This is a genomic window from Sphingomonas sp. R647 (genome assembly GCF_020177055.1).
GTDB lineage: Bacteria > Pseudomonadota > Alphaproteobacteria > Sphingomonadales > Sphingomonadaceae > Sphingomonas.
Window position 1 is genome coordinate 36862 of record NZ_JAIQXT010000009.1, and the last position, 23747, is coordinate 60608.

Here is a 23747-nt window from a genome sequence, read left to right on the forward strand (position 1 = left end):
CGAGAGGCTCCTGAATTGGTTGCGCGCTATCTAGGGGTGGGGAGCGCGGTTAGCCAGTCTGCGAGTGGTTGCCACAGAAACTGTCGCGAGGATGAGCCGACGACCATGCCGACATGGCCAAGGCGCAGCTTGCGCTGATCGGCAAACCCGACGGCACTCGCGGCGGGGACGATGCGGTCGGTGAGTGACACGAACTCGACCGTCGGGCAGGGCAGGGTCAGAGGGTCTACGGCTTGCCCCGCTACGCGCCATTGCCCGCGCCCGGGCAGGTCGGCGGTGAAGAAATCGTCGAACATCTGGCGCCCGGCGGCGAAGGTCAGGGGCGCGCCGGCATTGGCCCAGTCCTCCAGCACCACGAAATTCTTCGCCGCCGTGCTGGTGGGGTCGAGGCGGGCGAACTTCTCGAACTTGGCGATCGTGCGCGCCGGGTCGAGCTGCCAGAAGCCGGCCTGAAGCACCTCCATGGGCACGAGGCCGAGCGTGTCGCAGGTTGGGTGCGCCGCCTGCCAGATCGAGTCGATCTGTCCCAGCGCGTCCGGCCCGAAGCGTTCGAACCGCCACGGCGCGGCGATCAGCGCGAGGCCGCGCACCGGCACCGCCTGCGCCGCCGCCGCCGCGATCGTGCCGCCGAGGCAATAGCCCGCCAGCGCCACCGGCTCACCGATGCTGCGCAGCAGCGGGATCAGCATCTCCTCGACATGCTGCGCCACGTCCTGACCGCACTCCTCAGGCGTCGGCGTGCCCCAGTCGACCAGCAGTGGACGGACCCCTTGCCGCGACAGCCAGCGCAGCAGCGAGCGGCGATAGCGCATGTCGAGAATCATCGGCGGATTGATCAGCGACGGCACGAACACCACCGGAATCCCCGTTCCGCCATAATCGCGTAGCGTCGCGCGGCCGGCCTGCGCGACCACCGGCATTGGGCGACGCGGGCGGGGCCTGCGCGCCGCCTGATAGGCCGCCAGCCCCGCCAGCGCCCCCGCGCGCCGGTCGGGCGATGCTGCGGTCTGTTCGCGCAGCAACTCGAGAAAGAGTGGCAGGGGGCGCGGCCCGTGTTGCGATGCGGCAATGAAAGATGTTAGGGCCATGTCAAATACCCTTGGGGGCGAGCATGAAAAAGACAGCGCAGACGGACGGCCCGGTCATCATCAAGAAATACGCGAACCGGCGACTCTACAATACCGAAAGCTCGTCCTACATCACGCTCGACCATCTCGCCGCGATGACGCGCGAAGGGCGTGATTTCAAGGTCGTCGATGCCAAGACCGACGAAGACATCACGCACAATGTGCTGACCCAGATCATCATGGAAGAGGAAGCGCGCGGCCAGACGCTGCTCCCCGTCAACTTCCTGCGCCAGCTGATCGCGCTGTACGGCGACTCGATGCAGGCGATGGTGCCGGGCTATCTCGAAGCGTCGATGGACAGCTTCCGCCGCAATCAGGAACAGTTCAAGTCGGCGGTCGAGGGCGCGTTCGCCAACTCGCCCTTTGCCGAGATTGCCAAGCGCAACCTGCAGATGTTTGAAGCGGCGGCCGAGGCGTTCAAGCCCGGCGCTGCGGGTGCCACAGGCACGGCCAAGCCCGCTGCGGCCACCCCGGAAAAGAGCAAGGACGAGGAAATTGCGGCGCTCAAGGCGCAGCTGTCCGCGCTCAAGGATCAGGTCGACAAGCTCGGCTGAGCGCAATAGCCTCACCCCCTTCGCGTATCTGAAGGGGGAAAAGCCGTGAAATCCTGGATCGTCATCACCGTTGCGGGGCTGCTCGCGGGGTCTGCGCTGGCGCAATCGCCGGAGCGGGTCGATCGCTATATCCACGCCGGGTCGCTGCTCGACCGGCCGGGACAGGCGCCGCGCGGGGCGAGCACGATTGCGGTGCGCGGCGGGGTGATCGTCGGCGTCTATGACGGCCATGTCATGCCGCTGGGCGATGCGCCGGTCATTGACCTCAAGGACAAGACGGTGCTGCCCGGGCTGATCGACAGCCATGTGCATCTCGGCTCCGACCGCGCCGGACAGGAAGGGCTGCTGGCGGGCTTTACCGAGAGCAAGGAACTGGGCGCGTTCGAGGCGCAGTGGAATGCGCGCAAGACGCTGATGGCCGGCTTCACCACCGTCCGCAATCTGGGCGACGATGGCGCGACGCTGGCGCTGCGTGAAGCGATTGCGCGCGGCTGGGCCGATGGGCCACGGATTGTCGATGCCGGGCGGTCGATCTCGACCACATCGGGGCATATGGACCGGCGATTGGGGGTGGTCGAAGACCTGCACCCGGCGATGAACATTGAAAATCTGTGCGACGGCGCGGACGAATGCCGCAAGGCGGTGCGCAACCAGGTCGCGCGCGGGGTGGATGTCATCAAGATCGCCACGACTGGCGGGGTCAACAGCCGCATCGGCGCTGGCCTTGGCAAGCAGATGTTCGATGATGAGGCCCGCGCGATCGTCGAGACCGCCCGCCTCTATGGCAAGAAGGTCGCGGTCCATGCGCATGGCGCGGATGGCATTACGCTGGCGCTGAAGATGGGTGCGGATTCGGTCGAGCACGGCACGCTGATGGATGACGAGGCGATCGCGCTGTTCCGCAAGAGCGGTGCCTATTACGTGCCGACGCTGTCGACCGTGAATGGCTATCTCGAGCGCATTGCCAAGGACCCGAACGCCTATCCGCCTGCGGTGCGCGCGAAGATCGACTGGCGCATCGGCATTACCGGAAAGGCGCTGGAAAAAGCGGTTCCGGCTGGCGTCAAGATCGCGTTCGGCACCGATGCCGGCGTGTCCAAGCACGGCCGCAATGCCGATGAGTTCGAGCTGTTGGTCAAGCACGGCATGACGCCGATGCAGGCGATCGTCGCGGCAACCACCAACGCCGCGGACCTGCTGGGGCTGGCTAAGGAAGTGGGCAGCATCGAGCCGGGCAAGAGCGCGGACATCATCGCGGTCACCGGCGATCCGCTGAAGGATGTGCGCGTGCTCAAATCGGTCGGCTTTGTGATGCGCGCCGGGGTGGTGCACAAGCAGTGAGGGTTCTGGGGGCGGCCGCTGTCCGATTTTGTCGGTTCGGGAGTGAGCGACGATAGGATTGGATGAAAGGATGCTTCGCACACCCCTTTCTCTGACCGCTTGCGCCGCCGCCCTGTTGGCCGCGCCATGCGCAGCGACTGAGCGCTGGCCGCTCGGCGAGGCGGCGAACGCGGCCTATGGCAAGGGCGACTATTCGAGTGCGTTTGATGCCCTGCGGACCGAACTGGCCAAGTGCGAAGCGTCAAAACCTTTGGCCGATGAATGCCTGGATGTCCTCACGGTCCTGGCGCGCATTGGAGCAAAGGCCGGGGAACTCGACGCCGCTGAAGCTTATGGCCGCAGGGCACTGAAGATCGCGGAAGGGCTTCCCTCCGCGAAGCATCTCGATCTTGCGGATGTATTACGCGATCTGGCCGGCGTGCTCGACCAGCGTGGGGCCTATGGCGAGGCTGAGCGACTCTATCGGCGGACGCTGTTTATCCTTCAACCGCCGCTGCCTGCCGAGCACGATTTCGTCATCAGCATCAATGTAGCACTCGCCACAAACCTGACCGAGCAGGCGCGCTATGCCGAGGCAGAACAGATTTTTCGCTCGGCGCTGAAGCTACGGGAGGTGGCGCCCAAGAGCTTCATCGATACCGCAACGATCCAGGCCAGCCTTGGCTTCAACCTGACGCATCAGGCCCGTTTCGCCGAGGCGGAGTCGTTGTTCCGCATGGCATTGGGGCTGCTCCAGCTCAGCCTGACGGCGGATCACCCTGTGATCGGTCGCGCCTACATCAATCTGGCGCAGGTCGTGAACGATCAGGGGCGATATGTCGAAGCGGAGCAGTATTTCCGCAAAACGCTGGAGCTGTGGACGGCGGCGCTGCCGCCACGGCACCCCGACCTTGCCACCGCTTACAACAATCTCGCGCAGAACCTGGCAAATCAGGGCCGCGTTGCCGAGGCAGAGCCATTGCTCCGCAGCGCGCTGGCCGTCCGTGAGGCCAGCCTGCCGGTCAATCACCCGGACATTTCCGTAAGCTGCTCGAACCTGGCGCTCAACCTGGATGCGCAACGCCGGTACACTGAGGCGCAGGCATTGCACGCGCGCGCGATCAGGTCTTTGTCTGCCGCGTTCCCGAAAGGGCACCCGCTGCTCGCGATTGCGATCAATAATTTTGCGGTTCACATGGCGACACGCGGCGCCCGCACCGAAGCCGACAGCCTCTATCGGCTTGTCCTCCAATATCGCGAAGCCACATTGCGACCGGATCATCCGGACGTTGCGACGGTCCTCTCAAGCCTCGCAACCAACGCGATGGAACAGCGGCGTCTCGAGGAAAGCGAAGCGCTGGCGCGCCGTGCGTTCAGAATCCGGCTAGCCAACCCGCGCACGCACCCCCGGCGGATCGGTGCGATGTGGGATCTCGCTTCGATCATTCAGCTGCGCGGCAACAAACCGCAAGAGGCGCGTGTCTTGTTTCGTCAGGCTGAAGGGGAAGTGCTCGACCGCATGGCCGGGTTCAGCGATTTCACGCCGGGTGCTCAGCGAGAAATCAGGCGCTATCGCCCGATATTCACCGGATCGGTACGTGCCGCCTGGACCGTAGCCCAGGCGGCACGCTGACCGTCAGCCGCCCCGCACGCTTGGGTTGGGCTTGCGGAATTTGAGCGTCATGCGGTCGCTCTCGCCGATCGCTTCGTACTTGGCGCGATCGACGTCCTTGAGGCGGTAGTTGGGCGCGAGCGTCCACACGCCCTGCGGCCAGTCGGCGGTGTCCTTGGGGTTGGCGTTCACTTCGGACGCGCCGACATATTTGAAGCCCGCTTCCTCGGCGAGCTTGCGGACGGTCGAGACCTTCACATAGCCGCTGGTCTTCTCACGCGCCGCATCCGCCGATTCGGGCAGGCGATGCTCGACGATACCGAGCGTGCCGCCGGGCTTCAGCATCGCGAAGATCTGTTTGAATGCTTCGGCACTGCGGTCGGTGGTGCCCATCTTCCAGTTGTGGATGTTGCGGAAGGTGAGGACGACGTCGGCGCTGCCGGCCGGGACGGTCGGCTGATCGTCAGTGGCGGGGAAGGCGGCGAGCTTGATCGCGCCATAGGTGGCGGCATCCTTTGCCTGCAGCGTCTGGGTGCCCTTGACGCCATTGGGCCAGGGTGCGGCGGCGTAGAGCGTGCCGCCGCCCTTCTTGACATAGGGCGCGAGGATTTCGGTGTACCAGCCGCCGCCCGGCCAGAGTTCGACCACCGTGTGCGACGGCTTCACCCCGAAAAAGGCGAGCGTCTGGGCGGGGTTGCGGTATTTGTCGCGGGCGACATTGGCAGGCGTGCGCGTGGACGCGGCGACTGCGGCCTTCAAATCGGCACTCGGCTTGCCCATCTGGGGCGCGCCGATGGCGGCGGCTGCGGTCAGGGCGACGGCGGATAGGGCGATGGCGGGCAGGGTGTAGCGCATGGAAGGCTCCTCTCTGTTCTGGGGCGTGGTTTGGAGTGGGGCGCGGGGCGATGCAAGGGCCGTTATGGATCGGAGTAGGCGCGATGGTCGCGCTGGTCGGCGTCAGCGGCGTGGCCGAATGGCGGCGCGGCAAGCGGGACGACCTCGACAAGGTTGGCTGGGTGCCGTGGACCTTCATTCAGATCATGGCGCTGCTGCTCGCCATCGTGGGGGCGGCGCTGGCGCTGAAGGGCGCGTGACTCAGTAGAAGCTGGCGAGCGTGAGGGTGCGTTCGGCGCCGTCGCACAGGGTTAGGCGGATGCGGCGGCCGGGGGTGCCGGTGGCCCAGTCGCGCGCGGCAGTGGCGACCGCTGCGCCATCTACGGCGCAGATCAGCGTGCCTGCGCGCCATCCGCTCGTGGCGGCGGGGCTGCCGCGCATGACGTGCAGGACGCGCAGCCGATTCGCTTCCTGCGCGACCATCAGCCCGCTGGTCGATCGCGTCACAGGCCAGTCGGCGCGCGTGCCGCTCGCCAGCACCATGCGGCCCGCGCGCGGGTCGAGCAGCACGCGGTGGCGGCGCAGCAATCCGCCGCCAATGCGTCCCGCCGCACCCTTGCGGGCCGAAAAGCCGGTATCCGGCTCGACGCGCAATTCGACCTCGGCCGCAACACCACCGATGCGCAGCGCGGGAAGGACCGCGACCTCACTCTCCACCACCCCGCCCAGGCCCCAGGCGATGGCAGTGGTCGTGCGAACGGCGCCGGGCGCGCTTGCCCGCCATACGCTGCGTGTCAGGCTGACCATGCCGCCATCGCCGGTATCGACGATCACCGGGCGCAGGTTGCGGCCGCCAAGATCGAGTTCGCTTACATACAGGCCCGAACGGTCGGCGAGGCGAAGCGGCAGGGTGACGCCGCGGAAGGGCAAGCGACCGCTGGGCAGCAGGCGAAAGCGCTGGGCGTCGTAATCGATCTCGAGCGCATGGCCGGCGAGCAGGTCTGAGCCGACAAACAGGTCGACCGGCGCGCTGCCGGTCACACGCGGATCGGCATCGATAATCGCGACCCGTCCGCCGGTGCGGACCAGCCCGCCGACCTCGACCCGGTCGATGCCGGTCCAGGACAGCGCGACGCTGCCCCCGATCGCATCGGCGCGACCCGCGACCAGCGGCTTGAGCCCGGCGGCGCGGGCGAAGCGGGTGGTGACTGCGGTGTCGGTGACGCCGGTATCGAGCAGGGCATCGACCCAGCGACCGTTGAGCTGGGTACGGAAGCGGATCTGGTTGCCCGCCGTCAGTTCGAAGCTGACCCAGCGCGCCTCGCTGTCGGCGGAAAGGTGCCTCACCGCTGGCGCCGCGACGACGCGCTCGGCCGGTGCGGCGAGGCCGATCAGGGCGGCGAGCAGGATCATCGGCGCGCGGAACTCCATGCACGCCATGCTAGGCGCGGCGCGCGTGCGCGCCAGCAGTTGCGGTCGTGGTTAATGTCCCGTTGAGGGAGTAAGCGGTGCGCCGTGCTTACAGGCACGCTTCCAGCAGCGCATGGTCGAAGCCGAACGAGCGCGCCTTTTCCAGCGTGTAGGGACGCAGGCCCATCGAGCGATATTCGCCGATGATCTTTCCGTCGGCGCTCTCGTCGAGATATTCGAACTTGAACAGCTCCTGCGTCACGATGACGGGGCCTTCCATGCCGATCACCTCGGTGATGTTAGTGACGCGGCGGCTACCGTCGCGCAGGCGCTTGACCTGTACGATCAGGTCGACCGAATCCGCGATCTGGCGGCTGATCGCCTCCTTCGGGATCTTGATGTCGCCCATCAGCACCATGTTCTCCATACGCCCCAGGCATTCGCGCGGGGAGTTGGAGTGGAGCGTACACATCGACCCGTCATGGCCGGTGTTCATCGCCGACAAGAGGTCGAAACATTCGGGTCCGCGAATTTCGCCCAAGATGATGCGATCCGGGCGCATACGCAGCGCGTTCTTGACCAGATCGCGAATCGTGATCTCGCCCTGACCCTCAAGGTTCGGCGGGCGGGTTTCGAGCGGGAGCCAGTGCGGCTGTTGCAGGCGCAGTTCCGCCGCGTCCTCGATCGTCAGCACGCGCTCGCCGGGGTCGATCATCTTGGACAATGCGTTGAGCATCGTCGTTTTACCCGAACCGGTGCCGCCCGAGATGACGATGTTGAAGCGGCAGGCTCCGGCGATCTTCAGCATCGTCGCCATCTTGGTCGACATCGAGCCGAAGCCCGCCATCATGTCGAGCGTGATCGGCTTGTCGGAGAATTTACGGATCGAGATCGCGGTGCCGCGCAACGACAGCGGCGGCACGATCACGTTGACGCGGCTGCCATCCTTGAGGCGGGCGTCGGCGAGCGGGGTGGTCTGATCGACGCGGCGGCCGACCGAGTTGCAGATGCGCTGTGCGATCTGGAACAGATGCTCTTCGTCGCGGAACTGGATATTGGCGAGTTCTAGCTTGCCCTTGCGCTCGACAAAGGTCTGCTCGGGGCCGTTGACCATGATGTCGCTGATCGAGCTGTCGCCCAGCAGCTCTTCGAGCGGGCCGAGGCCGAGCAACTCGTCGACCAGCACTTTTTCCAACGCGAACTGCTCGCGGCGGTTCAGGGTCAGCTTGAGCTCGGCAAGCACCTCACCGATGATCGGGCGGAATTCTTCCGCCAGCTCATCCTTGTTGAGCGTTGCCGCAGCCTCAGGATCGACCCGCTCAAGCAGGCGCGGAAGCACCTGTTCCTTGATGCGGTGGATCGACGCCTCGAACCCTTCGATTCGCGAACTGCTCGGCTCGCCGGTGGCGGCCTGGCGATCGGCCAGGCGCTGCATCGCTTCGCCAGTCGATTGTGCGCCCATCGTGCCGCCAGAGGCGGGCTCGGGCGGCATCTGCGACGCGCCGGGAAGGGGGACGTCGTGGAGGGACGGGAATTGCTCGCCGCCCAATGGCTCGGCCGGGCGCGTGGCGCCACCGCCCTGCATCGGGCGTGCAACGCCGAAGGCAGGGCGTCCCGGCCCTGCTCCCGGTCCGCTACGACGTCCAAATGCGCTCACCTCGGCTCCCCACTATCCGCTGTCTGCACCGGGATAGCCGCCAAGGTTTTACAAGTTCCTAACCATCCATCGTCGGTTCGTCGCGCGCGGGGACGAACGGCCCGGCGGCCCGGCGGCGGGCGGTGCCGGGGGAAAGGCCACCCAGCGCACGGAATTCGCGGGTCATGTGCGCCTGATCGGCATAGCCCGATGCGGCGGCCGTGTCGGCGAGCCCGGGCGCATCACCCTGAACTCCGGCCACTGCATCGCGGAAACGCAGCAGGCGCAGATAGCTGCGCGGTGGCATGCCGGCCTCGCGCGCAAAGATACGCTGGAGCTGGCGGGGTCCTAGGCCGCTTGCCCGCGCCAGTGCGCCGACGCTGTCGACGTGGCGGATCAGGTCGATCGGGCTTTGGGGCTGGTCATCAAAGGCGGCGATCAGGCCGGGAAGCTGCGCGCCGTCGTCCGTCAGCAGCGCGGCCAGCGGGCTGTCCTCGGCCACCGCGCGCCAGTCATCGGCGAAATCGGCGCAGCGATCTCCGTCCAGCGCATGCCAGCCCCATGGCCACAGGCGGATGCCGGTGAAGCGCGCATCGCCGCTGAAGCGCAGCGCGGCCGGGCGCAGCGCAAGCCCGGTGACGAACAGCGGCGGCTGTTCGCTGCGCCATATCGAGCGACCGGCATGGCGGCGGATCAGCTCGATACAGCCATCGGGGACCGCCTGATGCCCGACCCACTCGTCGGGCTTGCCGCGAATGTCCAGCGTCCAGATCGCGGCGACGAAGCCGTCGAGCTTGGGCGGGCGCGGGGTCTCGCGATAGTCCATCGGTGGAACCTCGCATGTCGCATCGGTTCAAGCCAGCCGGTCGCACAGCGGCTAATGCGGTGCCGGGACTATGGGGGGACTGGGATGATCCGGATTTCATTGGCGCTGGTGCTGCTGGCGACGCCGCTGACCGCGAGGGGATCGGGTGGCGGCGCTGGCCTGCCCGAATGGCTGGCCGGACGCTGGTGCAGCGCGGACGGGCCGCGCGGGCAGACCTGTGAGGAGTGGCAGAAGGCGGCGGGCGGGATGATGCTCGGCACGTCGCAGACGGTGAAGGGCGGCAAGACCGTTGCGCTCGAATTCCTGCGGATCACGCTCGACGGCGACGCCGCAGTCTATCTGCCCCAGCCTGGGGGCAAGCCGCCGGTGCCGTTCCGTGCCGTCGCGGGCGGGGAGGGGGTGACCTTCGTCAACGCCGCGCACGATTATCCGCAGCGCGTCCACTATCGCCGATCGGGCGACACGCTGACTGCCGAAATCTCGCTGGCGGATGGCAGCAAGGCGATGCGCTGGACCTTCAACCGGGTGCACTGACCGATCCTGACCGTGGCTGGTGGCGGATGGGGGTGCGACTGGGGCTGTGATGTTCGATCACAGGGATTTCTTGATGCTCACCTTCCTCGTCTCGCTGTTCACGATGCTCGCCGCGCCCACCGGGCTCGCCACGGCCCCCGCGCCGGTTGTCGCCGATTCGGCGGTGACCAACCGCCACCTCGACTGGCTGGGCGGAACCTGGCGCGGCAACGGGCTGGAGATGCGCTGTGACCCGACCAAGCAGGGCGTTTCGTGCAGCGAAGAGGGGACAAGCGAAGCGATGAAGGGCGCGAAGGCGGAGCTGGCGTTCGATGCAATGGGCGAGAAGGCGGTGCTGGACATCACCCTCCCTGGGATCCCGCCGAGCCGCTTCACCGAAGTCGCGCGCGATGCGCAGAGCGTGACCTTCGAAATGCCGACCAAAGCGGGCACCGCACGGCTGCGCTTCACCCGCACCGGCGACGCGCTGAAGGTCGAGCGTGGGACCGCCAAGGGCTGGGCGAGCGCGATGGAGTATCAGCGCGGGTGATGGCAGCGGAATAATCCTCCCCCGCAAGGAGGAGGTGGCGCCGAAGGCGACGGAGGGAGGGGACGGCTGCCCCTCTCGACCTTTGTGCTTCCGCCCCCTCCGTCATGCTTCGCATGCCACCTCCCCCCTGGCGGGGGAGGATTGAGTGCACGGAAAAGGCCGCAGGGTTGCCCCTGCGGCCTGTTCGATTCCGGCAAAGGATGACGGGTCAGTCGGCCTTTTCGGCGAGGACCGTAAGGCCCTTTTCATTGACCTCGGCAAAGCCGCCCTCGACGCGGATCAACTCCGGCGACTGGTTCGCGGCGGTCTTGTAAACCTCGATATTGCCGTCGCGGATCGTCGACATGAAGGGCGCATGGCCCTCCAGCACGCCGAAATCGCCCTCGGTGCCGGGAACGACGACCATATGGACGTCCTCCGAGCGGAGCAGCTTTTCGGGGGTCACGAGTTCGAAGTGCAGCATGTTCTTCTTCCTAGCCCCTCCCCTTCAGGGGAGGGGTTGGGGTGGGGCGTCGAAACGCGTCCAGCCCCTGTGATTACTGCCCCACCCCAAACCCCTCCCTTGAAGGGAAGGGGCTTAAGAGGGCTTACGCCTCGGCGGCCATCTTGGCGGCCTTGGCGACGACGTCGTCGATGCCACCGACCATGTAGAAGGCCGATTCGGGCAGGTGATCATACTCACCGTTGACCACGGCCTTGAACGACTTGATCGTGTCTTCGATCGCGACGAACTTGCCGGGGATGCCGGTGAAGACTTCGGCGACGTGGAACGGCTGGCTGAGGAAACGCTGGATCTTGCGGGCGCGCGTGACGGTCAGCTTATCCTCTTCCGACAGTTCGTCCATGCCGAGGATCGCGATGATGTCCTGCAGCGACTTGTACTTCTGCAGCGTCGACTGGACGGCGCGGGCGGTCTCGTAATGCTCCTGGCCGACCACGCGCGGCTCGAGCACGCGGCTGGTCGAATCGAGCGGATCCACCGCCGGATAGATGCCGAGTTCCGAGATCGCACGGTTGAGAACCGTGGTCGCGTCCAAGTGGGCGAACGAGGTTGCAGGCGCCGGATCGGTCAAATCGTCCGCGGGCACGTACACGGCCTGCACCGAGGTGATCGAGCCCTTGTTGGTCGAGGTGATGCGCTCCTGCAGCGCGCCCATGTCGGTCGACAGGGTCGGCTGATAGCCCACTGCCGACGGGATACGGCCGAGCAGAGCCGACACTTCTGCGCCCGCCTGGGTAAAGCGGAAGATGTTGTCGACGAAGAACAGCACGTCCTGACCTTCGACGTCGCGGAAATATTCGGCGATCGTCAGGCCCGACAGTGCGACGCGCGCGCGTGCGCCGGGAGGCTCGTTCATCTGGCCATAAACCAGCGCAACCTTAGAGCCTTCCGACTGGGCGTTGCCGTCGGCGTCCTTGGCGATCACGCCGGCGTCGAGGAACTCGTGGTAGAGATCGTTACCCTCACGCGTGCGCTCACCGACGCCCGCGAAGACCGAGGTGCCGCCATGGCCCTTGGCGATGTTGTTGATCAGTTCCTGGATAAGAACCGTCTTGCCGACGCCGGCGCCGCCGAACAGGCCGATCTTGCCGCCCTTTGCATAAGGCGCGAGCAGGTCGATGACCTTGATGCCGGTGACGAGGATCGAGCTTTCGGTCGACTGGTCGACGAACAGCGGCGCTTCGGCATGGATCGGCGCGCGCATGTCGGTGGCGACCGGGCCGCGCTCGTCGATCGGCTCACCGATGACGTTGAGGATGCGGCCGAGCGTTGCCGGGCCGACCGGAACCTGGATCTGCGCGCCGGTTGCGGTGACTTCCTGGCCGCGGGTCAGACCCTCGGTCGCGTCCATCGCGATGGTGCGGACGGTGCCTTCACCCAGATGCTGCGCGACTTCGAGCACGAGGCGCTGGCCGTTGTTGCTCGTTTCAAGCGCCGAGAGAATGGCGGGCAGTTCGCCGTCGAACGCAACGTCGACGACCGCGCCGATCACCTGCGCGATGCGGCCCGTGCCGGACGCGGCGACGGGTGCCGTCGCGGTGGTGCCGGTAGCGGCCTTGGGCGCGCGCGGCTTGCGCGCGGGCTTGTCTGCGGTGGGGGCTGCGGTTGCCATGTTCTTCAAGTCCTTGCTTGGCGAATGCGATCAGGGTTGCTGGGAATTGCCGACCATCGCCTCGGCCGTGGCCGTAGCGGAGGGGCGGCGGAAAGTCACGGTCAGGGTGCGGGCGGCATCGCCCTTGGCGAGTGCAATAGCGACCGGCGCATCGCCGATCTTGCCATCCGCATCGGCTTCCTTGGCGATGGCGTCGAGCGCGCCGTCGTCCTTGATGCCATATTGGAACAGGAAGGCGCGGACGATGTCGGTCAGCCGCTTCTTCGCGGTTTCGGCATTGGCGTCGTCGGTCAGCGACAGGGTGAAGGCGACGCTGTCGATCGCCTCGACCGTCGGACCGGTGACGGCGACGGTGCCGGTGTTCGGCGTCTTCGCGTCGGACTGGGACAGGGTAATGTCCACGCCCTTGGCCGCGAAGCCATCGCCAGCCGCAGCATAGCCGCCGATGCGATAGCCATATTGGTTGAGGCGACCGATCGTTTCGGTCGGGAAGCCGAACATGCGGTCCCAACCCTTGAGATCCGCCGCCGCTTCGCGCGCCGCCGCCTCATTCTGCGCAAGCGTCGGCTGCTCGGCAGGCTGCTGGTTGCAGCCCGCGAGCGCGGCGGTCGCGCAGAGGAGAAGGATTGCGGCGCGCATGACGATTAAAGTGCCTCGGCGCCCGAGATGATCTCGACCAGTTCGGTCGTGATCGCGGCCTGACGCGCGCGGTTATACTGGATCGACAGCCGCTTGATCAGGTCGCCCGCGTTGCGCGTGGCATTGTCCATCGCGGTCATCTTGCTGCCCTGCTCCGACGCGGCATTCTCACGCATCGCGCGATACAGCTGGATCGCGACGTTGCGCGGCAGCAGGTCGGCGAGGATCGATTCCTCGTCAGGCTCATACTCGGTCACGGCAGCGCCGCTTTCCTCAACGACGACGTCGGGAATTTTGACCGGGATCAGCTGCTGCTCGGTCGGCTCCTGCGTCAGGACCGACTTGAAGTTCGAATAGAACAGGTGCGCGACGTCATATTCGCCGGCTTCGAACCGCGCGATCAGGTCGTCGGCATAGCCGCGCGCATCGGCAAAGCCGAGCTTGCCGAGGTCGCCGGGCTCGATCGAGTGGACGAAGCTGTTCGGGTAGAGCCGGTTCAGCACCGCGCGGCCCTTGCGGCCGATGGTGTAGAATTTGACGGTCTTGCCCTGCGCGATCAACTCGCCGGCGCGCTTGCGGGCAAGGCGGGCGATGTTGGTGTTGAACGCACCGGCCAGACCCTTGTCGCTGGTCGCGACGACGAACAGATGCACCTGGTCCTTGCCGGTGCCGGCGAGCAGCGGCGACACGCCGGGGCCACCCGCGACCTTCGACGCGAGGCTGGCGACGACGCTTTCGAGCCGCTGCGCATAGGGACGCCCGGCCTCCGCCGCTTCCTGCGCGCGGCGCAGCTTGGCGGCGGCGACCATCTTCATCGCCTTGGTGATCTTCTGGGTCGACTTGACCGAGTTGATCCGGACTTTGAGTGCCTTGAGAGAGGCCATACTTCTTTCCTATCGGTCGCCCCGGCAATGACCGGGGCCGCTCTCGGTGAGAGCAACATGGCGGCCCCGGCCTTCGCCGGGGCGACGCATGTTACGCGAACGTCTTGCCGAATGCGGCGAGCGCATCCTTGAGCTTCGCCTTGGTGTCTTCGCTGAGATCCTTGCTGTCGCGGATCGCGGCGAGGATGTCGGCGTGCTTGCTGCGCATTTCGGCGAGCATCGCGGCCTCGTAGCGGACGACATCGTTCACTGCGACGCTGTCGATATAGCCATTGGTGCCAGCAAAGATCGACACGGTCTGCTCTTCGAACGGCAGCGGCGAGAACTGCGGCTGCTTGAGCAGCTCGGTCAGGCGCGCGCCGCGGTTGAGCAGCTTCTGGGTCGAGGCATCGAGGTCCGAACCGAACTGCGCGAACGCGGCCATTTCGCGATACTGGGCGAGCTCGAGCTTGATCGAGCCCGACACCTTCTTCATCGCCTTGGTCTGCGCCGACGAACCGACGCGCGACACCGACAGGCCGACGTTGATCGCCGGGCGGATGCCCGCGAAGAACAGGTCGGTTTCAAGGAAGATCTGGCCGTCGGTGATCGAGATCACGTTGGTCGGGATGTAGGCCGACACGTCGCCTGCCTGCGTTTCGATGATCGGGAGCGCGGTCAGCGAGCCCGAACCATTGTCCTCGTTCAGCTTCGCCGCGCGCTCGAGCAGGCGGCTGTGCAGATAGAAGACGTCGCCCGGATAGGCTTCGCGGCCCGGCGGGCGGCGCAGCAGCAGCGACATCTGGCGATAGGCGACGGCCTGCTTCGACAGATCGTCATAGACGATCACGGCGTGCATGCCGTTGTCGCGGAAATATTCGCCCATCGCGCAGCCGGTGTACGGTGCGAGGAACTGGAGCGGGGCGGGGTCCGACGCGGTCGCGGCGACCACGATCGAATATTCCATCGCGCCATTCTCTTCGAGCGTGCGAACGAGCTGTGCGACGGTCGAGCGCTTCTGGCCGACGGCGACGTACACGCAATAGAGCTTCTTGCCCTCGTCCGTGCCGGCGTTGACGGTCTTCTGGTTGATGAAGGTGTCGATCGCGACGGCCGACTTGCCGGTCTGACGGTCGCCGATGATCAGCTCGCGCTGGCCACGGCCAACGGGGACGAGTGCGTCGATCGCTTTGAGGCCGGTCTGAACCGGCTCATGCACCGACTTGCGCGGGATGATGCCGGGAGCCTTCACTTCGACGCGCGAACGCTGGTCGGAGACGATCGGGCCCTTGCCGTCGATCGGGTTGCCAAGGCCATCGACCACGCGGCCGAGCAGACCCTTGCCGACCGGAACGTCGACGATCGTGCCGGTGCGCTTGACGACGTCGCCTTCCTTGATCTCGGAGTCCGAGCCGAAGATCACGATACCGACGTTATCGGCCTCAAGGTTCAGCGCCATGCCCTGAACGCCATTGGCGAATTCGACCATTTCGCCGGCCTGGACATTGTCGAGGCCGTGGACGCGCGCGATGCCGTCACCCACGCTCAACACCTGGCCGGTCTCGCTGACCTCTGCCTCGGTGCCGAAATTGGCGATCTGGTCCTTGATGACCTTCGAGATTTCTGCGGCGCGGATATCCATTGCGTTTGCCTTCAGCCTTTCATCGCGTGCGCGAGGGAATTGAGACGGGTCTTGATCGAGCTGTCGATCATCTGGGAGCCGATCTTTACGACCAGCCCGCCAAGGAGCGAGGGATCGACCGACAGGTCGACCGTGACGTCGCGGCCAACGCGGGCGCGCAGCTGCGTCTTGAGTTCGGCCACCTGTGCGGCGTCGAGCGGATGGGCCGAGGTGACCGCTGCGGTCACTTCACCGCGATGGCGCGCAGCCAGCGTGCTGAAGTCGCGAATCATGCCCGGCAGCGCCGACAGGCGGCGGTTATGCGCCAGCACGCCAAGGAACCGGGTGGTGAGCGGATCGAGCTTCATCGCACCGGCCGCGGCGGTGACGCCACGGGCCGCCTGATCGCGACCGAGCAGCGGGCTCTTGGTCAGCGCCGCAAAGTCGGCCGAATCGGTCAGCGCCTGCTTGACCGTCGCGAGACTCGATTCGACCGTTGCGATCGAACCGCCTTCGCGCGCCAGATCGAACAGCGCGGTCGCATAGCGACCGCTTAAGCTGGCTTGGATACCGCCGGAATTATCCACGGACGCGTGTTTCCTCTTGGACTAGCAGAAATGGCCCCATGGGGATTCGGGGGCATGCCGTCCGGCACCCCCGATGGGTTGGCGCGCGCCTAGCAAAGGGGGGCAAAGGATGCAACCTGTGTGACCATGTGATGACGGCGGCGGTGGCGCAACGGGGTTGCCCAAAGTGGGAACGGGTGCGAAACCGTCGGCCGCAAATGCATTTAGGGGGAATGCCATGCCGTGGACGCCGACCCGTGCCGCTGTGTTGCTTGCAGCCATGACCATGACCGCGCCGACCGCTCTGGCGGAGAGCGCGCGGATGACCGGCCGCTTCGCCGCGCCCTATCGCGACGCCGCGATGCTCGATTCGCTGCGCGTTGGCCGGATCGCGGGTGAGGACGGGATGCAACTGGGCCTGGCGATCGAACGCGCGCTGGCGCGCCCGGATATCGAGGGGCGGACGCATTTCGATCTGGTCGGCGGGCGCGGCGGCGATGCCGACGGCCTGCTCAACGGCAATGTTGTCACCGGGGTCCAGGAAACGCGTTTCAAGCGTAAGGAGAAGGAGTGCGTCGAGCGCGAGGGCGGCAAACGTGACGGCAAATGCCTGCGCGAGGAAGAGGTCGAGAAGGACTGTACCCGCCGCGTGATCAACGTGAACGCCGACCTGCGCCTCGCCGGGCCGGACGGGCGCGTCCTTTATAGTGTGTCACGCCCGCGCCGCGACGAGACCAGCTGGTGCCGCGGACAGAACCCGTCGCGCACCACCGAAGAGGCGATTCGCGGGATGATCATCGACATCGCCGAAAATGTGCGGCGGGACATCGTGCCCTCGGTGGAGGATTATTCGATCCGCTTCCGCGAGAGCACGCGCGGCCTGCCCAAGCCGCTGGAGCGGCCGTTCAAGGATATCGTCAAGCAGACCCAGCGCGACCTGCGCGGTGCGTGTGCAGCATGGGCGGCGATGGACGTGCAGGCGCCGAACCACCCGTCGATCACCTTCGACCTAGGCCTGTGCGCCGAATCGGCGGGGGAGTATGACAAGGCGCTGTCATTCTATCGGCGCGCGGCGCCGCTGATCGGGCGGGGCGGGAATGAGGCGACGGCGGGAGCCGAGCGTGCGCAGCGGCTGATCGACGGGCGCGACGATGAGGCCGCACGGCGGCGTGGGCGCGGGCCGGGTCGGCGGTAATTGACTTATCCCCCTCCCTGCACGCAGGGAGGGGGAGAGTTAATTAGCCCCGGCGCTGGCCCTGGCCGCCATTGCCGCCGCTGCGCTGGCCACCACCGGCGCCAGCAGGACGCGGGGTGAACTTCTTTTTGCGTGGGCCGTAGAAGCGTGGCTTGTCGCCTGCACCTGCACCTTCAGCAGCGCGCGGGGCGGCGGTGCCGAGCGTTTCGCGACGCTCACCGGCAGGATTGCCGCGCGGGCCGCGATCGGCGCGCTGGCCAGCGCGGTGATGGGCGTTGCGGTCGGCCATCGTCCGGCCGTTGCGACCGTTCATCTCGTCACGGCTAACCGGGATCGGACCGCGGCTCGACTTGATGCGGGCCGATTCGGCGAGGAAATCCTCGGGCAGCGGCTGGATCGCGACCTTCTGGCGGATCAGCTTTTCGATGTCGCGCAGGTACGGCCGCTCATCATCGGCGCAATAGCTGATGGCGATGCCGGTCGCGCCGGCGCGCGCGGTGCGGCCGATGCGGTGAACATACTGATCCGGGACATTGGGGAGTTCAAAGTTGAACACGTGGCTGACACCCGACACGTCGATGCCACGTGCCGCGATGTCGGTGGCGATCAGAACCTTGACCTTGCCCGACTTGAACTCGCCCAGCGCACGCTCGCGCTGCGGCTGGCTCTTGTTGCCGTGGATCGCGTTCGACGCGACGCCGCTGGCCGCCAGCAGCTTCACGACGCGGTCGGCGCCGTGCTTGGTGCGGGTGAAGATCAGCGCGCGGTCGATGCTTTCGTCGCGCAGCGCGATGGTCAGCAGCGACTGCTTCTCCGCTTGATTAACGAAGGTCACGAACTGTTCGACGCGCTCGGCGGTGGTGGCGACCGGGGTCACCTTCACTTCGACCGGGTCCTTGATGAACTGGGTCGCGAGGTCGCGGATCGACTTGGGCATGGTGGCCGAGAAGAACAGGGTCTGGCGCTTGCTGGGCAGCTCGCGGACGATGCGCTTCAGCGCGTGGATGAAGCCCAAATCCATCATCTGGTCGGCCTCGTCCAGCACCAGGATTTCGATGCCGAGCAGGATCGCATAGCTCTGTTCGATCAGGTCGACGAGGCGGCCCGGGGTTGCGACGATGATGTCGACGCCGCGCGCCAGATCGGTCTTGTTCTTGTGGATCGACGTGCCGCCGAACACGGTTGCGACCGACAGCTTGGTGCCCTTGCTATAGTCGCGCGCGCTCTGGGCGATCTGGCTGGCCAGTTCGCGGGTGGGGGCGAGGACGAGCATGCGGCAACCGCGCGGCTGCGCCCGCTTGTTCGACGCGACGAGGCGCTCGATCGAGGGGAGCATGAACGCGGCGGTCTTGCCGGTGCCGGTCTGGGCGATGCCGAGCAGGTCGCGCCCTTCGAGCAAAGCCGGGATCGACTGCGCCTGAATCGGCGTCGCGTCGGTATAGCCCTTTGCCGCGAGCGCAGCGAGGGTGATCTCGGACAGGCCGAGGGTATTGAACTTGGTCATGAATTCTCTTTGCAGAACGGCCAGCGCGCATGCGGAATGCGCGCGCGCAGGCGGGGTCAATAAATGACGACCCGCGTGATATGGGAAGCCGAGCAATCAACCGAGGCGGAGCCGGAGCCGCAGGATGAACCCCGGCCCGATCACGCTGCATAACGCCTCGCTACGCCGCGATATGGCAGCAGAGTTGCCATAAGTCAAGATGGGGCGGGTCAGGGGCGAACCAGATCGATCCCCTCGCCCCCGGTGCGCAGCGGCATTCCGCTCCGTTTAACGGTGTAGTTCGTAGCTCTGGCGCATCAGAAATGGCTCCCCCGCCGCCTGCGTCTGCTTGGTGATGCGCAGCCGGTTGCCATCACGGGTCAGGATCTTGCGCGCGCTCACCCGCCGCCCATTCTCTTCGCTCGCGCCATCGAGCACTAGCGTGAACGAGGTGCCATCGGCCGATGCGCGGGATTCGACCACGCGCCACGGCTCGGGCTGGTTGCTGCCGCTGGTAATGGTGAGCGAGCGACCCGCTGCATCGAACACCCAGCGCTCGGTCGAGCGCACGGTCTTGCCGGGGCCGTCGTCGAACGTCCAGGCGAGCGCCTGCCCATCGCTGCGCATCAGCGTCGGCAGGGTGGTGCGGGTATCCTTGCGATAATCGCGATAGTCGAGCGTGCCGGTCCAATCGCCGGTCAGCGCCGTGGCGACCAGCGCCGCGCTGTCGCTGCGGGCGGGCAGGGCGCCTTGGGCGACCGCGATCGCGCGGTCGCGACCGACCTGAAAATCCGCCAGCGTCGGGACCACCAGCTGATCTGCGCCCACGCCCTTGCCCGGCGTAAAGCGGGTGATCGCCGTGCGGTTCCACGCTTCGGGCACGCGCAGCTTGATCCCGCTGGCGGGCAGGTTGAGCAGGAAGATGCGGCCTGCGGTCGGCCCTTCGGCGCTGCCGCCGCTGTCTTCGCCGACGATGGTGGCGCCCGCCTTTTCCTTAAGCTGCGCGATGGCCATGGTGGTGGCGGAGCCGGCGTGCGGGCCGCTGAGGATCGTCAGCCGCCCGGTGAAGCGGTTCTGGCTGACCGGTTGCTGTTCGAAGCGGGTGTCCTGATCGGTGACCGCCGCGCCACGCAGCACCGGCGTGCGCTCATACCAGCCATCAGCGGCGCGGGTGAACGCGTCGAGCGGCGGGTTGAACAGCGCGTCCCGGTCGCCCCAGGCGCTGATATGGTTCGGCAGGTCGCCATAGCGCACCGCCTTGAGCCGCTGCGGTTTCGTCCAGACAAAGGGCTTGTCGATGAGATAGCGGCCCAGCGCCACCGGCACTTCGTCCGACCCGCCGCCATTGCGGCGCAGATCCAGGATCAGATGATCGGTCCCGGCCTCTGCCATCGCGGCGAAGAAGCCGTTCAGGAATGCGGTTGCCTGAACCGGGTTGCGGTAGTTGACGAAGGTATCGATGCCCAGCCGCGCCGTCTTGCCATTCATCCGCCAGCTGACGCTGTTGTAGAAGTCTCCACGATAGCGGGCGCCCGGCCCGGCGAGGCTGGTCCATTGCGCAAAGCGGATCGGGCGAAGATCGGCGGTGGTCGACGCGGTGTCGCCTACAGGCTTCCATTCGATCCGCCATGCATCGGGAAAGCCGAACAGTGCCGGGTAATTCTCGTTGAAGTCATCGCCCATCAGGTCGCTGTCATCGGCGAGCTTGGCCGCGATCGCCTGATCGGTCGTGCCGTCATAGGAGGTCAGCGGTGCCAGTTGGAGCAGCAATCGTGGGACCGGCATGCCGTTGATGCTGAGAATTTCGCTCCCGACCGGCGGCGCGCCGGCCTGCGCATCGGTCGAAAGCACGATCATCCGCCCTTCGATCAGCTGGAACCGCAGTGGCAGATGCGTGGGGTTGGCGGTGCGGAATGCGGTGATCGCGTCGGACATTTCCGCCTTGGTATGATCGCAGTGGATCGTCGCGAGCAGGCGGGCAACTTCGCCATGCAGGGCAAGGTCGGTGATCGGCGCGCTGGCGGCGGACTCCAGCCGCGCAAATGCTGCGTCGATCCCGGCTTTGGTGGTGTAGCGATAGAGTCCGGGATGCACCGTCTCGAGTGCGCGGCGCAGCAACGCGACATCGCGGCGCGCCTCTTCGGCGGAAAGCAGGCGGGGGGTGTAGCGCGGCGTGGCTGGAGTTTCGGCGAGATTGGGATTGGCCGCCGCTGCATTTAGTGGGAGGGGCAGGGCCAACAGGGCAGCGGCAAGATACAGGCGGTTCATCGGGGTCGCTCCAGCGGGTCGGTAACGAAGCCGATGTGGCGCAAACCCCGCGCCGTCGCGCCTCAATGCTCAGGCGGCGCGCGCTTTTTGTGATTTGAGCCGCCACTGGCTCGGGCTCATTCCCGCCATCTCCAGAAAGGCGCGGTTGAAGCTGGCCTTGGAATTGAACCCGACCTCGAACGCCAGGGTCAGCAGGTCGCGGTGTTCGTTCGGCTCCTCGAGAAGCACCTGCAACGCGATCACCCGGCGGCGGTTGATGATCGCGTTGAAATTCTCGCCCGCAGCAGCGCCCAGCCCGCGCGACAGATAGCTGGTGTTGGTGCCGAGCAGCCGCGCCAGCGCGGCCAGCGTCAACGCGGGATCGCGCCACCATTCCGCGCTGTCCAGACGGGCCAGCCAGTCGGCACCCTGCGCCGCCCAGTCGCGCCCGGTGGCGGGCTCCGCTGGGTCTGGCTGGGGCGGCGGGAGTGCGGGCGGGAACGCGGTCTCCGAATGGCGCCAGCCGCCGATGCCGAGATAGAGTACCAGCACGGAGAACGCGACGTAGAGCGGGAACTGGGCGAAATAATCGCGTGCCGGATCGGCCCATTTGGCGATCACGAACCCGGCCCAGATCAGCATGATCACCGCCAGCGCAGCGATGAAGTTGCGGATCCAGTTGGGCTCGTAATCCACCCCGTCGGTGCGGTTGCTGTCGAGCCATAGGCGGTAGGCGCGGTAGCCGCGATACGCGATCGCGGCATAGGCCGCGATGCTGATCGGCGCGGCGATGTCGAACAGCGGGTCGATGACCGGCGCATGGACATGGGTGTTCCACCAGTCCTTGGTCGCCAACGGCAACGGGAATAGCGCCGCGTAGCTGACGAACTGCACCGCCACCGGCACGAAATGCACCCACAGCCGCGCCGGGCGCTGGCCGATCAGCGCGGTGGTGTAGAGGAACAGCAGCGGGCCGAAGGCGAGGGTGTAGGACAGCGGCGCAAAGCTGAGCCAGGGCCATTTGTCGTAAAAGCCGGCATAGCCGATGATGTACGGCGTCATCAGTGCGGCGACCGCCACGATCAGCAGCGCCAGCCAGCGGTTCGCCGCCCGGTTACGGCGGGCGCGCAGCAACAGTGCGGCGAGCAACAGACCCTGTACCGCGCAGATCAGCAGCGTGATGCTCATCGGCCCGAACCGGATCATCGCCGCAGCTAGGCCCCGGAGTCCGCCAATGGCATCAGGATCAGCGTGATCCGGTCGTGGCCGACGGCGATGTCGAGCGTTTCGCCGGCCACCACATCGATCGGCGCGGGGAAGCTGTGGAGCAGTTGCAGCCAGCCGCCGTCGGTGGTGCTGGCGGGGTGGTTTTCGAAGGCGATGCCGTCCCACAGGTCGATGTGCATCCACTGGACGATGCCGATCGCGCGGCCGCTGGCGGTGACCGGGATGCGCAGTCGGGCGAGCGTCGCGTCATGCTTGTGCTGGGTCAGGTCGAGGCGGACCAGTTCGACATCGTCGGACAGGCGGTTCCAGGCGGTCATCGTGCCGTGCACCGGCAACCGCTGTGGCGCAAAGCTGGTGAAGGGCGAGAGGTCGAAGCCCGAGACCTGTCCGACAAAGGCATAGTCGGCGAGGGAATCGCTGGCGACGAGGCAGCCCATTGCGGTGGCGGCGCGGGGGATCACCAATGCGTCGGGGGCGAGGAGGCGGCGGTGGGCGTCCTCGAACGTGTCCAGCACCTTTTCGGTGAGCAGGTCGCTCGACAGGATTTCGGAGACGAGGATGTCGGCCGGGGCATCGAGTTCGGCGCCGACGGCAAGGTCGGTCGACGGCTTGGCATGCACGGTGATGCGGTCGGCATAGCCGTTATGGGCGACGATCAGTTGCGCCATTTCGGCGATCATCGGCTCCATCTCGCACGCCACCACGTTGCGCGCCCCGGCCCGCGCGGCCATCAGCGAGAGCAGGCCGCTGCCGGCGCCGATGTCGAGGACGCGGGCTTGCGGGCCGGCCATCGCCAGTGCGGCCTTGAGCGCGGCTTCGAACGCGTCGTTGCGCGGCGCGTCGTTCATCATCGGGATGTGCCAGAAGGGCACCGCGGCCGAGCCGAGCCGCCGCAACTGATGCTGAAGATGCAGATTGCCGGGCTGAAGCGTCAGCGCCCGGCGGAACTGGCGGATCGCGTCGAGCGTGCGGCCCGCATCGGCCAGCGCGACGGCGAGGTTGCCGACGGCGATCGGATTGTCGGGGTCGAGCGCGCAGGCACGTTCGAGCGCGACGATCGCCGCTTCGGTGCGGCCGAGCCAGTGGAGCGTCAGGCCCTGTTCGTGCAGCGCGATGGCGTGATCGGGTTCGATCGCCAGCAATTCACCCCAGGCGGCGAGCGCGTCTTCGGCGCGGGAGAGGCGACCGAGCAGGCCGGCGAGCAGCGGCAGCACGTCGGTCGCGCGATAGTCGAGCGCCAGCACGTTGCGATAGCCGGCCTCCGCGCCCTCAAGATCGCCGCGTTCGTGCAACGCCATCGCCGCGGCAAGCGCCGCGCGCGCCTCGGCCAGGCGATCAGGGGATGCGGTGTCGGTCACGCGGTCGTCCTTACCATATCGATCGTCCGACGCACCCGCCGATGCGCCGATC

Annotated in this window: 22 protein-coding genes; 7 read left to right on the forward strand and 15 right to left on the reverse strand. The window is 66.6% G+C overall.

What is annotated here, in order from left to right:
* Positions 1–26: 26 nt before the first annotated feature.
* Complete coding sequence (locus K9B35_RS18880; RefSeq protein WP_224923553.1) at positions 27–1088, reverse strand: alpha/beta fold hydrolase; 1062 nt, start codon at positions 1086–1088, stop codon at positions 27–29.
* Between the two features lie 23 nt (positions 1089–1111).
* On the opposite strand from K9B35_RS18880, the gene phaR reads away from it, so the two are divergent.
* The 3 genes from phaR (at position 1112) to K9B35_RS18895 (ending at position 4634) form a co-directional block, all read left to right on the forward strand.
* Positions 1112–1681: a polyhydroxyalkanoate synthesis repressor PhaR gene (gene phaR, locus K9B35_RS18885; RefSeq protein WP_224923554.1), complete on the forward strand. Its 570-nt coding sequence runs from the start codon at positions 1112–1114 to the stop codon at positions 1679–1681.
* 45 nt (positions 1682–1726) lie between these two features.
* Positions 1727–3022 (forward strand): metal-dependent hydrolase family protein, encoded by a 1296-nt coding sequence (locus K9B35_RS18890; protein ID WP_224923555.1) that lies wholly within the window; start codon positions 1727–1729, stop codon positions 3020–3022.
* Between the two features lie 70 nt (positions 3023–3092).
* Positions 3093–4634, forward strand: coding sequence for a tetratricopeptide repeat protein (locus K9B35_RS18895; protein WP_224923556.1), 1542 nt, complete (start codon positions 3093–3095; stop codon positions 4632–4634).
* Positions 4635–4637: 3 nt separating this feature from the next.
* On the opposite strand, the gene K9B35_RS18900 is transcribed toward K9B35_RS18895, so the two are convergent.
* Positions 4638–5468, reverse strand: coding sequence for a class I SAM-dependent methyltransferase (locus K9B35_RS18900; protein ID WP_224923557.1), 831 nt, complete (start codon positions 5466–5468; stop codon positions 4638–4640).
* Between the two features lie 50 nt (positions 5469–5518).
* Between K9B35_RS18900 and K9B35_RS18905 the strand changes: the two genes are divergently transcribed.
* The gene (locus K9B35_RS18905) at positions 5519–5707 is read left to right on the forward strand and encodes a hypothetical protein (protein ID WP_224923558.1); all 189 of its coding nucleotides are present in this window, start codon (positions 5519–5521) and stop codon (positions 5705–5707) included.
* Between the two features lies 1 nt (position 5708).
* Here the strand turns inward: K9B35_RS18905 and K9B35_RS18910 are convergent, their stop codons facing one another.
* The 3 genes from K9B35_RS18910 to K9B35_RS18920 form a co-directional block, all read right to left on the reverse strand.
* On the reverse strand, positions 5709–6878 hold the full coding sequence (locus tag K9B35_RS18910) for an aspartyl protease family protein (RefSeq protein ID WP_224923559.1): 1170 nt from the start codon (positions 6876–6878) through the stop codon (positions 5709–5711).
* An 88-nt stretch (positions 6879–6966) separates the two neighbouring features.
* Positions 6967–8514 (reverse strand): CpaF family protein, encoded by a 1548-nt coding sequence (locus K9B35_RS18915; RefSeq protein WP_224923560.1) that lies wholly within the window; start codon positions 8512–8514, stop codon positions 6967–6969.
* Positions 8515–8572: 58 nt separating this feature from the next.
* Positions 8573–9319, reverse strand: coding sequence for an AraC family transcriptional regulator (locus K9B35_RS18920; RefSeq protein ID WP_224923561.1), 747 nt, complete (start codon positions 9317–9319; stop codon positions 8573–8575).
* 84 nt (positions 9320–9403) lie between these two features.
* Between K9B35_RS18920 and K9B35_RS18925 the strand changes: the two genes are divergently transcribed.
* Both K9B35_RS18925 and K9B35_RS18930 read left to right on the forward strand, forming a co-directional pair.
* Positions 9404–9853, forward strand: a complete 450-nt coding sequence (locus K9B35_RS18925; protein WP_224923562.1) for a DUF6265 family protein — start codon at positions 9404–9406, stop codon at positions 9851–9853.
* Between the two features lie 73 nt (positions 9854–9926).
* Positions 9927–10382 carry a hypothetical protein gene (locus K9B35_RS18930; RefSeq protein ID WP_224923563.1) on the forward strand — a complete coding sequence of 152 codons (456 nt, stop codon included), beginning with the start codon at positions 9927–9929 and terminating at the stop codon, positions 10380–10382.
* Between the two features lie 208 nt (positions 10383–10590).
* On the opposite strand, the gene K9B35_RS18935 is transcribed toward K9B35_RS18930, so the two are convergent.
* The 6 genes from K9B35_RS18935 to K9B35_RS18960 form a co-directional block, all read right to left on the reverse strand.
* The gene (locus tag K9B35_RS18935) at positions 10591–10845 is read right to left on the reverse strand and encodes an ATP synthase F1 subunit epsilon (protein ID WP_224923564.1); all 255 of its coding nucleotides are present in this window, start codon (positions 10843–10845) and stop codon (positions 10591–10593) included.
* Positions 10846–10969: 124 nt separating this feature from the next.
* Complete coding sequence (gene atpD, locus K9B35_RS18940; protein WP_224923565.1) at positions 10970–12496, reverse strand: F0F1 ATP synthase subunit beta; 1527 nt, start codon at positions 12494–12496, stop codon at positions 10970–10972.
* A 30-nt stretch (positions 12497–12526) separates the two neighbouring features.
* Complete coding sequence (locus K9B35_RS18945) at positions 12527–13135, reverse strand: hypothetical protein (protein WP_224923566.1); 609 nt, start codon at positions 13133–13135, stop codon at positions 12527–12529.
* A gap of 5 nt (positions 13136–13140) precedes the next feature.
* Positions 13141–14019 carry a F0F1 ATP synthase subunit gamma gene (locus K9B35_RS18950; protein ID WP_224923567.1) on the reverse strand — a complete coding sequence of 293 codons (879 nt, stop codon included), beginning with the start codon at positions 14017–14019 and terminating at the stop codon, positions 13141–13143.
* A gap of 91 nt (positions 14020–14110) precedes the next feature.
* Entirely contained in the window at positions 14111–15640 is a 1530-nt protein-coding gene (atpA, locus tag K9B35_RS18955) for a F0F1 ATP synthase subunit alpha (protein WP_224923568.1), read from the reverse strand.
* Between the two features lie 11 nt (positions 15641–15651).
* Entirely contained in the window at positions 15652–16206 is a 555-nt protein-coding gene (locus K9B35_RS18960; protein WP_224923569.1) for a F0F1 ATP synthase subunit delta, read from the reverse strand.
* Positions 16207–16465: 259 nt separating this feature from the next.
* Between K9B35_RS18960 and K9B35_RS18965 the strand changes: the two genes are divergently transcribed.
* Positions 16466–17380: a hypothetical protein gene (locus K9B35_RS18965; protein WP_224923570.1), complete on the forward strand. Its 915-nt coding sequence runs from the start codon at positions 16466–16468 to the stop codon at positions 17378–17380.
* A 43-nt stretch (positions 17381–17423) separates the two neighbouring features.
* Here K9B35_RS18965 and K9B35_RS18970 read toward each other — a convergent pair whose 3' ends face one another.
* The 4 genes from K9B35_RS18970 to K9B35_RS18985 form a co-directional block, all read right to left on the reverse strand.
* Positions 17424–18884 carry a DEAD/DEAH box helicase gene (locus K9B35_RS18970; RefSeq protein WP_224923571.1) on the reverse strand — a complete coding sequence of 487 codons (1461 nt, stop codon included), beginning with the start codon at positions 18882–18884 and terminating at the stop codon, positions 17424–17426.
* A gap of 267 nt (positions 18885–19151) precedes the next feature.
* On the reverse strand, positions 19152–21131 hold the full coding sequence (locus K9B35_RS18975; RefSeq protein WP_224923572.1) for a S41 family peptidase: 1980 nt from the start codon (positions 21129–21131) through the stop codon (positions 19152–19154).
* 69 nt (positions 21132–21200) lie between these two features.
* Positions 21201–22316 (reverse strand): helix-turn-helix domain-containing protein, encoded by a 1116-nt coding sequence (locus tag K9B35_RS18980; RefSeq protein ID WP_224923573.1) that lies wholly within the window; start codon positions 22314–22316, stop codon positions 21201–21203.
* 8 nt (positions 22317–22324) lie between these two features.
* Positions 22325–23695 (reverse strand): tetratricopeptide repeat protein, encoded by a 1371-nt coding sequence (locus K9B35_RS18985; protein ID WP_224923574.1) that lies wholly within the window; start codon positions 23693–23695, stop codon positions 22325–22327.
* Positions 23696–23747 lie beyond the last annotated feature (52 nt).

Coding starts and splice junctions, on each gene's coding strand:
- K9B35_RS18880 (WP_224923553.1), bottom strand. CDS start 1,088: ATGGCCCTAACATCTTTCATTGCCGCATCGCAACACGGGCCGCGCCCC.
- phaR (WP_224923554.1), top strand. CDS start 1,112: ATGAAAAAGACAGCGCAGACGGACGGCCCGGTCATCATCAAGAAATAC.
- K9B35_RS18895 (WP_224923556.1), top strand. CDS start 3,093: ATGCTTCGCACACCCCTTTCTCTGACCGCTTGCGCCGCCGCCCTGTTG.
- K9B35_RS18900 (WP_224923557.1), bottom strand. CDS start 5,468: ATGCGCTACACCCTGCCCGCCATCGCCCTATCCGCCGTCGCCCTGACC.
- K9B35_RS18905 (WP_224923558.1), top strand. CDS start 5,519: ATGCAAGGGCCGTTATGGATCGGAGTAGGCGCGATGGTCGCGCTGGTC.
- K9B35_RS18910 (WP_224923559.1), bottom strand. CDS start 6,878: ATGGAGTTCCGCGCGCCGATGATCCTGCTCGCCGCCCTGATCGGCCTC.
- K9B35_RS18920 (WP_224923561.1), bottom strand. CDS start 9,319: ATGGACTATCGCGAGACCCCGCGCCCGCCCAAGCTCGACGGCTTCGTC.
- K9B35_RS18925 (WP_224923562.1), top strand. CDS start 9,404: ATGATCCGGATTTCATTGGCGCTGGTGCTGCTGGCGACGCCGCTGACC.
- K9B35_RS18930 (WP_224923563.1), top strand. CDS start 9,927: ATGCTCACCTTCCTCGTCTCGCTGTTCACGATGCTCGCCGCGCCCACC.
- K9B35_RS18935 (WP_224923564.1), bottom strand. CDS start 10,845: ATGCTGCACTTCGAACTCGTGACCCCCGAAAAGCTGCTCCGCTCGGAG.
- atpD (WP_224923565.1), bottom strand. CDS start 12,496: ATGGCAACCGCAGCCCCCACCGCAGACAAGCCCGCGCGCAAGCCGCGC.
- K9B35_RS18945 (WP_224923566.1), bottom strand. CDS start 13,135: ATGCGCGCCGCAATCCTTCTCCTCTGCGCGACCGCCGCGCTCGCGGGC.
- K9B35_RS18950 (WP_224923567.1), bottom strand. CDS start 14,019: ATGGCCTCTCTCAAGGCACTCAAAGTCCGGATCAACTCGGTCAAGTCG.
- atpA (WP_224923568.1), bottom strand. CDS start 15,640: ATGGATATCCGCGCCGCAGAAATCTCGAAGGTCATCAAGGACCAGATC.
- K9B35_RS18965 (WP_224923570.1), top strand. CDS start 16,466: ATGACCATGACCGCGCCGACCGCTCTGGCGGAGAGCGCGCGGATGACC.
- K9B35_RS18970 (WP_224923571.1), bottom strand. CDS start 18,884: ATGACCAAGTTCAATACCCTCGGCCTGTCCGAGATCACCCTCGCTGCG.
- K9B35_RS18975 (WP_224923572.1), bottom strand. CDS start 21,131: ATGAACCGCCTGTATCTTGCCGCTGCCCTGTTGGCCCTGCCCCTCCCA.
- K9B35_RS18980 (WP_224923573.1), bottom strand. CDS start 22,316: ATGATCCGGTTCGGGCCGATGAGCATCACGCTGCTGATCTGCGCGGTA.